At 53.4% G+C, this 232-nt stretch carries 1 pseudogene; it reads right to left on the reverse strand.

Annotation, left to right across the window (positions count from 1 at the left end):
* A pseudogene (locus O4G74_RS16870) lies at positions 1-232 on the reverse strand (single-stranded-DNA-specific exonuclease RecJ); the annotation flags it as partial.

Below are 232 nucleotides of genomic sequence, written 5' to 3' on the forward strand. Positions count from 1 at the left end.
GCGCATGGTTTCAATGCCGCGCTGCACGAAGGCACGGTTTAGGCCTTTTAGGGGTACAACATCGCATACGGTGCCCAAGGCCACCAAGTCCGTCATACTCATCAAATCGGGTAGCGGTTTAACACCTGCGTCCCGCAGTCTGCGATTAAGGGCAACCAATACCATAAAGGTAACCCCAGCAGCGCAGAGGTGCCCCAACTGTGAAATATCATCAAGACGATTTGGGTTGACC

It is taken from the genome of Henriciella marina, assembly GCF_027213945.1.
Classification (GTDB): Bacteria; Pseudomonadota; Alphaproteobacteria; order Caulobacterales; family Hyphomonadaceae; genus Henriciella; species Henriciella marina_A.